Source organism: Deltaproteobacteria bacterium (genome assembly GCA_019310525.1).
Classification (GTDB): Bacteria; Desulfobacterota; DSM-4660; order Desulfatiglandales; family HGW-15; genus JAFDEE01.
The window spans coordinates 1-8,854 of record JAFDEE010000111.1 but is presented as its reverse complement, the minus strand read 5'-3'; the positions used below and the strand labels follow the sequence as shown (position 1 = coordinate 8,854).

Genomic DNA, 8,854 nt, shown 5'->3' with positions numbered 1-8,854 from the left:
TGGATAAACTGCAAGCACCTTCACCGTTCAACGGAAAGAGTGCTCAGGGAAGGTCTTAAGGATAAACCCGAATTATGCGCGAATGTTTACCGGAGCGATAGAGGATAACGGGATCTTCTCCTGGAGCCCGACGTATTTCAGAAGTCCCGGTTCGATCGGCTACACCTTGATGTCTTTCTGAACACGGGAGGCTCGCGCCAGGGCCGATGGCACCTTTTCTGAAGTGACGGCGGGATTATCAGTGGGGGAAGCCGCAACTCCCGCTCTAAAAGCGAGGGAGAAAGCGGAGGGGCATGTGTCCCCCGCTGATAAGCCGCTGAAAACACCAGCCCGGGAGCCTCCGAACGAAAGAAAAGGTGCCATCGGCCTTTTAAAGGCTGGTATCGAATTGAAGTACTTGCCGGGTGTTATGGAAACGGAAGGGGCATGGAGATCTTTTCCTCGTTCCCGAGTCTCACGGCCTGGTTATTTCAAGGGGTTAGTGACGGGGGATTCTTGCCCCCTCCGCCGTTCTCCCGCTTTTACAAGCGGGAGCCGGGGTTTCCCCCATCCCTAACCCCTTGAAATAACGAAGGCCTCCCGACAGGTCACTTCCGAAAAGATCCCCATGCCCCTTCTCCAATGGTGCGGGCAACCTTTATTCATGACCCTCAAAGAAAATAGGAATTTTTCTATTAAGCAACCAAAAAACAGCAACCTCATGAATTCAAGCTCTCCGGTAAGAGGGCTCGGGAATTCCTCCAGTAGCCCGGCGTATTTCGTTCCCGAAATTCGTATTGCCTGCCCGCCAGAATTATGGCGGGAACTTTAGCCGGGGAGAACATCCTGAGCCCCTGGTTGAAGCGGAATACTCTGTCATCGAAGAAAGGCAGAATGGAAATCAGACTGGAATCCTCCTCTCCTCTTTCTCGAAACAGGGGATGCAAACTGTTTTCCCCTGGAAGCGCCGGGTCCTGGTCTCCATGGTCTTTTCCTTGCAAGACTCGCAAACCAGACTTTCCATGATCCTTGCCCGCCTGGGGACTTCACCCTCTGCCGGACGGATCGAAAAAAGCTCATCGAGATCGGCCTCCATGATGCGCTTGATCCTGTTCTCACGCATCTCATCCAGCTTCTTTTCCTCATCTGCTGTGAGTTTCTCTCCTCCCACCTTTTTCTGGATCAGGGCTATCATTTCCCCATTGTCTCCATCGAAAACTTCAGGCCTTGCGGCGATACGAATGCCCTTGCCGTCCGATCTCCGGTAAAAGGTAAAAACGTTCTTGCCGTAATCCAGGTGGAGGAGATTGCCCTTGCCGAAAGTACAGCCCGTCAAGTACTGGATGGCATCCACGCCACACATGTCGGTTTCCACCACGGCAACGAGTTCTTCGTCCGGCGCACGCCGATTTTCCCTAAGAACAACCTCAGCCACCCGGATACCCAGGGCGAGCCCCGGGCAATGGTGACCGTGAAATCGAATGGTCTCCCGGATCGACTCGGGACTGATTCCTACATCTTTCATGGTTCGACCTCCTATTTGATTTTCCTTTCTGTTTTAAAACAAGCCTCTTCCCTCCCCAAAACCCTTTCCTTATCAAGCAGAGAAAAGTCGTCTGAATCCACTTCCCCGGGTGTGCCCGAAGTCTTGAATGAGGGGGGGTCCCCTGCCCCTCTATTTGACCTCTTCCAAAACCGTTTTTCGTGTCCGTTTCCCGGATAATGGCCCGATGCACACTCAATGAGCCTGCGGGTATAGGGGTGGCTGGGATTGGAGAGGACCTGGAACGCGGGACCCGTTTCGACCAAGTGCCCCCTATACATAACGCCCATCCTGTCACAAATTTTCCGGGCGACCCCGATATCGTGGGTCACCAAGAGAAGGGTCAAACCCCTCTCGATCTGGAGATCGAGGAGAAGCTTCAACACCTTGGCCTGAACACTCGGGTCCAGGGAACTGGTGGGTTCGTCGGCAACCAGGAGTGAAGGCTCCAGCACGAGGGCCCGGGCCAAGCAGACCCTCTGGATTGCACCCATGTTCAACTCGTGGGGATAGCGGCCAAGGAACGTCTCGTCCGTTGAGAGATGAACATCCTTCAAGACCTGCAGGACCCTTTCCCGACGCTCCTTCTTCCTGAGGGAGGGCTCATGTATCGTCAAGGGCTCCGCCACGATCTCCTCCACCGTGAAACGGTGACTCACGGACTCCGCAGGACTCTGGTAAACGACGCCGATCCGACGCGCAAGGGACCGGTAATCCCGGGCTTCCCACTCTTCCATGTCCCTGCCGTCGAAGATACGCCTGCCCCCATCGGGCTTTAAGGCCCCGGACGCGATCATGGCCAGGGTGGTTTTTCCCGAGCCGGTCTCCCCCACCAAGCCGTAAACCTCACCGCATTTCAGGACCAGGCTTGCGGGATGAAGCGCCACGGCCTCGCCGTACCTCTTTTCCACCCCCTCCAGTACGAGAAGGTCGGCGATACCGTGCCTCAGACACCGAAGGGTATGAGTCCCTGCAGGCTCCAGTAAGACCTTTTCACGACGGCACTTTTCAAGGACCTGGGTACAACGATCCTGGAAAAGGCAACCTGTGGGAGGCACGTGCCCTTCAGGATGGAGAGCGCCTGGGACCTGGATGTGACTATGGTCGTAAGGTTCGCCTTGCTCCCAGCCATGGCGGTGGACCATTCGGTAAAAAGCGTCTCCGCGGATTCCTCCAAGGTCCCTGGGTCTGTTCATCCCGGGGAAGGAGCGGACCAGGGCGGAGGTATAAGGGTGGAGGGGCTGCTCAAACAGGTCGCCCGATGGAAGGGTTTCCATGATCTGACCGAGGTAAAGGACCGCCGCCACGTCGGAATTCCGGGCAGCGAACTCAAGATCGTGGGTGATCAGTAGAACCGCCTTCCCCGTCTCCTTGGCGGAGCGGATGACCTCTGAGACCATGCCTTTGTGAATAGGATCCAGGGCGGAAGTGGGCTCATCAAGGATCAGGACACGGGGATCCAGGATCAGGGCCATGGCAATCATGGCCCTTTGGGCCTGACCGCCGCTCAGCTCATGGGGATAACGATGGAGGCATTCCGGCCCAAGACCCACTTTCTCGAGAAGACGTGAGGCCCGTTCCAGGGCCTCGGTCCTGGGTAATAAAGCCCTTTGGATCAACGGTTCGGCTACCTGGTCCACAATACGATGGACAGGGTTGAGATGAGCGGCTCCGTTCTGAAATACCATGGCAAGGTGACTCCATCTCAACCTGTTGACGGCCCTTTCGTCCCCGGGAACCAGGAGGGAACCGTTGTATCGGATGGTCCCCCGAATGGATGCGTTTTTAGGGAGCAATCCCATACAGGCCAAGCCCAGGGTCGTTTTCCCGGATCCGGACTCTCCCACGAGGGCCAGACACCGCCCCGGCAAAATCTCCAGGTTCACCTCTTCCAGGGCCAGCAGGGAATGTTTCCCATCCCGATAGAGAACGCTCAATTGTTCAATCCGAACACTCATGCTCCCTGCCCCCCGATGGACTCCCTGAGTCTTGGATCGAGCGCCTTTTCAAGGCTTATGGCGAGAAAGGTGACCGATCCAATCAGCATGGAAAGGCACAGGATGGGCGGCATGAGCCAATTCCACCATATATCCATATAGTAATATTTCAACGCGTAACTGATCATCATTCCGAGGGATTTTCTACCCGGATCAAACAACCCCAGGAAGGCCAGCGATGCCTCCATAAACATGGCCATTCTCGCCTTGGCTGCAAAACCGACCAGGTAGAGGGGAAACATCTCCGGGATAAGGTGCCGGCGTATGATGTAAAAATTTCCTGCTCCCATTCGTGAAACCGCCCGCAGATGGAGAGCCTGCTTGAGGCTCAGGGTCTGGGCCCGAATACCCTTGCTGGTGGTCGGCCAAGAAAGGGCCGCCAGGATCGTTGCCAACAACAAAGGAGGCGGCCGAAAAAGGGCTGCGGTGAAGATGAGGACCATTATGGACGGAACGGCCAAAAGCACATCGGCGATCCGCATGAGGACCAGATCCACCCAACCCCCGATCCATCCGGCGCTCACCCCGATGATCACCCCGGCGAGCAGGCCCAGAGAAGCAGTCCACAGCCCGAAGGCCACCGTATTCTTTACGGCATAGAGCAGCTCGGAGAAAATATCCTGCCCGCCGTCGTTTACACCCAGCAGGTGTTCGGAAGAGGGAGGAGATATGGGGGCGAATCGCATGTCCCGGGGGTCGTAGGGTGAAAGGGTGGGGCCAAGGGCCGCCACTACCGCAAATAGAATTGCAAGACCAAGCCCGGCCATGAACCAGGGGTCACGGAAAACATCTCTCATGAAATTAGGACGCATAACCAATCCTCGGGTCCAGGATCCGATAGACCGTTTCCAGGCACAGAATAACAGCCAGGACCATCAGAGAGGACATGAGAACCACTCCCTGGATTACCGGCAGATCCCGGGCCTGGATGGCATTGAATAGGAGGGTGCCAAGTCCCGGATAGGCGTGGATCCGCTCCACCACCAGGGCCCCGGTGACCATGAAACTCACCCGAAGCCCGAATCGGGTGACCAGAGGCAAGAGGGCGTTTCGGGCAACGTGGGCGTAACGGACACGGCGGGCCGAAAGGCCCTTGGCGCGGGCCGTGGTGGTGAAGGGGGAACGAAGGAAGATCATCATGCTGTTGCGGGTCAGGAGGAAATTTCCCGGAACATAAGCAACCACGAGGGTGAGAAGGGGCAAGGCGAGATGGTGTCCTACATCCGCAACCCTTTTAAAGAAGGAAAGGTCCGCGTATGCCGTCTCGGCCCCGGCCGCAGGGAACCATCCCAGGTGAAGGGCGAAGATCAGCAGGAGCAGCACTCCGGTGACCATCTCCGGCATTCCCTCAAAAAGGGTCATCCAACCGACCAACCATTTTCCTCCCCGGCTGTCCCAACGCCAGGCCGCTTCCACCCCCAGGAAAAAACCCAGGGTCAGGGAGAGCAGGTTGGCCGAACCCAGGAGGAGAAGGGTCCAGGGCAGGGCCTCGAAAAAGAGGCTGGAAACAGGGGTCATGTAGGCATAAGAATAGCCCCAGTCCAGCCGAATCCATCTCATCAGATACTCCCTGAAGGTCTCTTGACTGGTGTAGTAGGACCGAAGAGCTGCTTCCTGCTCCTCTGAGAGCGTCACGTTGGATGAGGCATACATTGCTGTCACAAAGTCCCCCGGCAGGAGCCTCGGCAGGGCATAACTCAAGAAAACCATGAACAATGCGGCCGCGAGAAAAACTGCCGGGAGCCCGATGGATATTCGATATCGGCTTCTTAAAGCACGAACCATGACTGATCTTCCCAGCCCTGATAAACTACTATCGGCTGAAGCCGATAGCCTTAGAGGCCAAGGGGGCGAGGGGTCAAGTGAAAATCATCTTTTCCTTAAATCCCGATTTCTCACTCAACCCCTGGACTCATTGAATCCTTGAACCCTAATCAGTGCCCATCCATAAATGCCCCTTTTCCCCAATCTCTGCGCCTGCCTGTGCCGGACCTATCTGCCATTCCAAGGGAAAGGCAGGCACGGCAGACAGGTCAGGCTCAGATTTTAATCCTCGAAATACTTCAATGTATTCCTGCGGTTAAAATCTTCGCCTTCCTTGATCTTGAACAAAATTGCCTATTTATGGATGGGCACTAATCAAAAAACGATCGAACTAAAGTCTTCGTCTGAAAGTGCTGGTTTCTCCCTTTCCCAGAACGGGACATGAAATTTTCTCACCTGATGAGGCTCATCTTGTTCTGAGGTATGGGAATCCCCACAGCAAGGCCACCCTTGGTGTAGTACCATTCAATGCCTTTCTGGGGATTATAGGCGGACAAGGAATCCGGGTAGTAGAGGGGAATGGCTGGAAGTTCCTCTGCATAGATCTCCTGGCATTGATAGACCAACCTCCTCCGTCTTTCAGGATCCATTTCCCTCACCTGTGCCCGCACCAGTTCCAGTAGTTTTTTGCTTCCATCGTAGCGGGCCGAATTCACGGAACCACTCGAGGTTTCCGGGTCAATCATGCGCTCCAGGATCATCGCATCACCAAGCAACCCACCGTGTCCGGAAATGGCCAGTTCAAATTCCCACTTCCTGACCCGTCCGTCAGTAGTGGCCTGCTCCATGTTGACCAGGTCCACCTGGATCCCAACGGCCTCGAACTGGTGTTTCAGGACCTCCCCGTCCCGGTCTGGCACCGAATCCCCGCCCACAGTTATGTTGGAAGCCAAAAGCTCGATTCGTAACGGCTTACCGTCCTTCTGGTAGTAGCCCGAAGGCCCTTTCCTGTATCCCAGGGACTCCAGGATCCGCCGTGCCCTGTCCGGGTCATGAGGATAGACAGGTGTTTTCGGGTTGTAATACTCGTGATCTGGAGAAAGGAGTCCGAAAGAAGCCGGAGATCCGAAACCGCGATGTGCCTTTTCGATGATCTGCTGCTGATCAATAGCGTAGGCCAGTGCCTGCCGAAAGCGCTTTTCCTTGAAGGGTTCGATCCTATGATTGATCATCAACTTCTTGTTCCAGCCCCTGTCGTTTTTGAGGATCACCAACCCCTTCTTTTTTAACGGCTCGGCCATCTCCGGCTTGATGTTGGCCAGGTCCACCTTTCCGGTGCAAAGGGAAATAAGGGGTTTCCCGGCCCGAACATAAATAAGTCTCTTGGCCTTTGGAACACCCTGACAGTAGTCATCAAAGGCCTGGAAAAGATAGGTGCCCTTTGCCTTATTGAAGTCCACGAATTTGTAAGGACCGCTTCCAACAAAGGCCTTGGGGTCGTTGTAAGCATTGGGATCATCGACCTTCTCCCAGATGTGTTTTGGAAGAATGGGCATGGTGCCCGCCACGTTGGCCAGGAAAGGGGCAAAGGGACGGGCCAGTATTAGTGCGACCCGATAGGATCCGCGGGCTTCCGCTCCGGCAATGGTATCCGTCGGGACCCAGGAGTAAGGGTGCTTCTTGTAGTAATTTACCGTGAAAACCACGTCTTCTGAGGTGAAAGGCTTCCCGTCATGCCATTTGACCCCCTCCTGGAGGTCGAAGATAAAGGCCCGCTCCTTCGGGTCATAGACCCAGGACTTGGCAAGGGCTGGGACATATCCCTTCCGGTCCTTCCAGATCAGTGTATCGAATACCCAACTCATTCTTACGTAACCCGGCCCTCGGGGATAATGCCTGAATGGATTGGGGTATCCCCAGTCACCCTTGCTGTCAGCGATCCTGACCTCTTCAACCCGGGCGTTCCCAGACCCTGCCATGGTGACGAGTTGGGTGGCGACTAGAATGATGATCAGAAAGATCTTACCTATCGTTTTGTTCAACGGCTTCATTTTCTCCTCCAACATAGTGATTTCCGGTCTTCGGACCTGGAGGAGCCTTCATGGCCTTCTTGGTGGTTTTTTCTCGGGAAAGAATCCGAATTGAATAAGTAAAGATGTGCGGCTCGAAAATGCCGCAATGGATATGGAAAGGCGCAGCCAGCAGGTTCAGGTTGCTGCTTTTCCTTACAAAAGCAAGGAGTTCTCCCGGGTCACAGGGATGCACCTTCTTGATGGGATTGGTGTGCCCGGGTAACTTTCCGTAAAATGCAAACACCTGCAGAAGACTTAGCAGGCTATTGAGAAGCTACTGCGCTCCCACAGGTTTTTCAACAACCAGCTAGTTCACCGGTTCAAGGTAGATCTTGTGGTCTACGAGGGAAAGAGACCTTATCCTGGCCTTGAGGTGTTTCCTCTCACCGAAGATATTTACCATGCGGATCTCACCGCCTTCCTCTTCGAGTTCATCCACACTTTCAAGCACCAGTTCTTCTTTCCCGTTCTTGACCAGGTAGGCCGATGCCTCACACATACTTTCCCTCCTCAATGATCATTTTCACCACTTGTTCTACCAGGTGGGGCAAGGGCTCGGCTTGAACCCCCGCGATCATGACATTCTCCTGGGTGAGGGGGATCAAAATTTTCCGACCCCCGCTTGAACAGATGGCCTCCGCCATCCTGGGGGTGACCTCTCCCATCATGGCGTTCGCAAGAACGATCGCGATGGGGCCCACGATGAGTTGTGCCATTGGAGCTGTTCGGACGATGGCATTCTCTCCTGACGCTCCCCGGTTGGCCCCAGCCTTCATCATATTGGATGTGGCGATGGGATTGGTGCCCAGGGCCACGATGTTCAACTCGAAACCGATCTCTTCCCTCAATCTCTTGATGAGGGCGGCCCCGATTCCCCCTCCCTGCCCATCCACGACCATCAGCATCAGCGGTTAATCCATCCCCATGTCTGACTCAAGTTTTCGGATCTCCTCCTCAAGGGTCTCCCTTTCCTCCGGGGAAAGGTCTTCGTTATGGATCCTATTTTTGAGCCCTGCCAGGAGCATCTCCTGCCTGTAATCCTGGCACGTGTATCTCGTATCGTTCATCAAAACTTCCCCCCAGTCGATCCAAGAATCGGACCCCATAAAAAAGCCTTTGAAGTCCCAGGAGACCGGCGGGGTCCCGGCTCCTCGCCTTACATGAAAAAAGCCACGAAGGTCTTATATCTAAAGAAGGCCTTCGTGGCTCTTGTTTTTCCTAAAAAGCAGTACGTTTAATTCAGTTGCAAAAGGCTTCATACCTTGATTACGAAAGATAACTATACAAGCCATTTAAGATGAATGTCAAGTTTTTATTAATCGCAAATTATGCGCTAGTAGATCAACACATAAATATCGCCATATTTTCTTCCATTTATACACGCGTGGATTTTCGTTTAGATATTGTGTGCCTCGCTGTAGGCCCTGTTCAATTTCATCAGGAGTTTTATAGTCTGTATTATGAAGAGCAGTTCGTTGCAAGGTGGCAAAGTAGGATTC

8 protein-coding genes are annotated in these 8,854 nt (G+C 54.4%); all 8 read right to left on the bottom strand.

The features are described 5' to 3' along the window. Nucleotides 1-880 precede the first annotated feature (880 nt). Nucleotides 881-1,504, bottom strand: coding sequence for a TraR/DksA C4-type zinc finger protein (locus JRF57_15160; GenBank protein MBW2305041.1), 624 nt, complete (start codon nucleotides 1,502-1,504; stop codon nucleotides 881-883). A gap of 11 nt (nucleotides 1,505-1,515) precedes the next feature. Further along, nucleotides 1,516-3,480 carry an ABC transporter ATP-binding protein gene (locus JRF57_15155; GenBank protein MBW2305040.1) on the bottom strand — a complete coding sequence of 655 codons (1,965 nt, stop codon included), beginning with the start codon at nucleotides 3,478-3,480 and terminating at the stop codon, nucleotides 1,516-1,518. Beyond that, nucleotides 3,477-4,331, bottom strand: a complete 855-nt coding sequence (locus JRF57_15150) for an ABC transporter permease (GenBank protein ID MBW2305039.1) — start codon at nucleotides 4,329-4,331, stop codon at nucleotides 3,477-3,479. Before JRF57_15150 ends, JRF57_15155 begins: the two co-directional genes overlap by 4 nt. Beyond that, complete coding sequence (locus JRF57_15145; GenBank protein ID MBW2305038.1) at nucleotides 4,321-5,304, bottom strand: ABC transporter permease; 984 nt, start codon at nucleotides 5,302-5,304, stop codon at nucleotides 4,321-4,323. The genes JRF57_15150 and JRF57_15145 overlap by 11 nt, the downstream gene beginning before the upstream one ends. A gap of 431 nt (nucleotides 5,305-5,735) precedes the next feature. Continuing rightward, nucleotides 5,736-7,334, bottom strand: coding sequence for a peptide-binding protein (locus JRF57_15140; protein ID MBW2305037.1), 1,599 nt, complete (start codon nucleotides 7,332-7,334; stop codon nucleotides 5,736-5,738). A 328-nt stretch (nucleotides 7,335-7,662) separates the two neighbouring features. After that, nucleotides 7,663-7,854: a CooT family nickel-binding protein gene (locus tag JRF57_15135; GenBank protein ID MBW2305036.1), complete on the bottom strand. Its 192-nt coding sequence runs from the start codon at nucleotides 7,852-7,854 to the stop codon at nucleotides 7,663-7,665. Next, entirely contained in the window at nucleotides 7,847-8,263 is a 417-nt protein-coding gene (locus JRF57_15130; protein MBW2305035.1) for a DUF3842 family protein, read from the bottom strand. The genes JRF57_15135 and JRF57_15130 overlap by 8 nt, the downstream gene beginning before the upstream one ends. 3 nt (nucleotides 8,264-8,266) lie before the next feature. Then, nucleotides 8,267-8,422 carry a hypothetical protein gene (locus JRF57_15125; GenBank protein MBW2305034.1) on the bottom strand — a complete coding sequence of 52 codons (156 nt, stop codon included), beginning with the start codon at nucleotides 8,420-8,422 and terminating at the stop codon, nucleotides 8,267-8,269. Between the last annotated feature and the right edge of the window lie 432 nt (nucleotides 8,423-8,854).

Coding starts and splice junctions, on each gene's coding strand:
- JRF57_15125 (MBW2305034.1), bottom strand. CDS start 8,422: ATGAACGATACGAGATACACGTGCCAGGATTACAGGCAGGAGATGCTC.
- JRF57_15140 (MBW2305037.1), bottom strand. CDS start 7,334: ATGAAGCCGTTGAACAAAACGATAGGTAAGATCTTTCTGATCATCATT.
- JRF57_15135 (MBW2305036.1), bottom strand. CDS start 7,854: ATGTGTGAGGCATCGGCCTACCTGGTCAAGAACGGGAAAGAAGAACTG.
- JRF57_15160 (MBW2305041.1), bottom strand. CDS start 1,504: ATGAAAGATGTAGGAATCAGTCCCGAGTCGATCCGGGAGACCATTCGA.
- JRF57_15145 (MBW2305038.1), bottom strand. CDS start 5,304: ATGGTTCGTGCTTTAAGAAGCCGATATCGAATATCCATCGGGCTCCCG.
- JRF57_15155 (MBW2305040.1), bottom strand. CDS start 3,480: ATGAGTGTTCGGATTGAACAATTGAGCGTTCTCTATCGGGATGGGAAA.
- JRF57_15150 (MBW2305039.1), bottom strand. CDS start 4,331: ATGCGTCCTAATTTCATGAGAGATGTTTTCCGTGACCCCTGGTTCATG.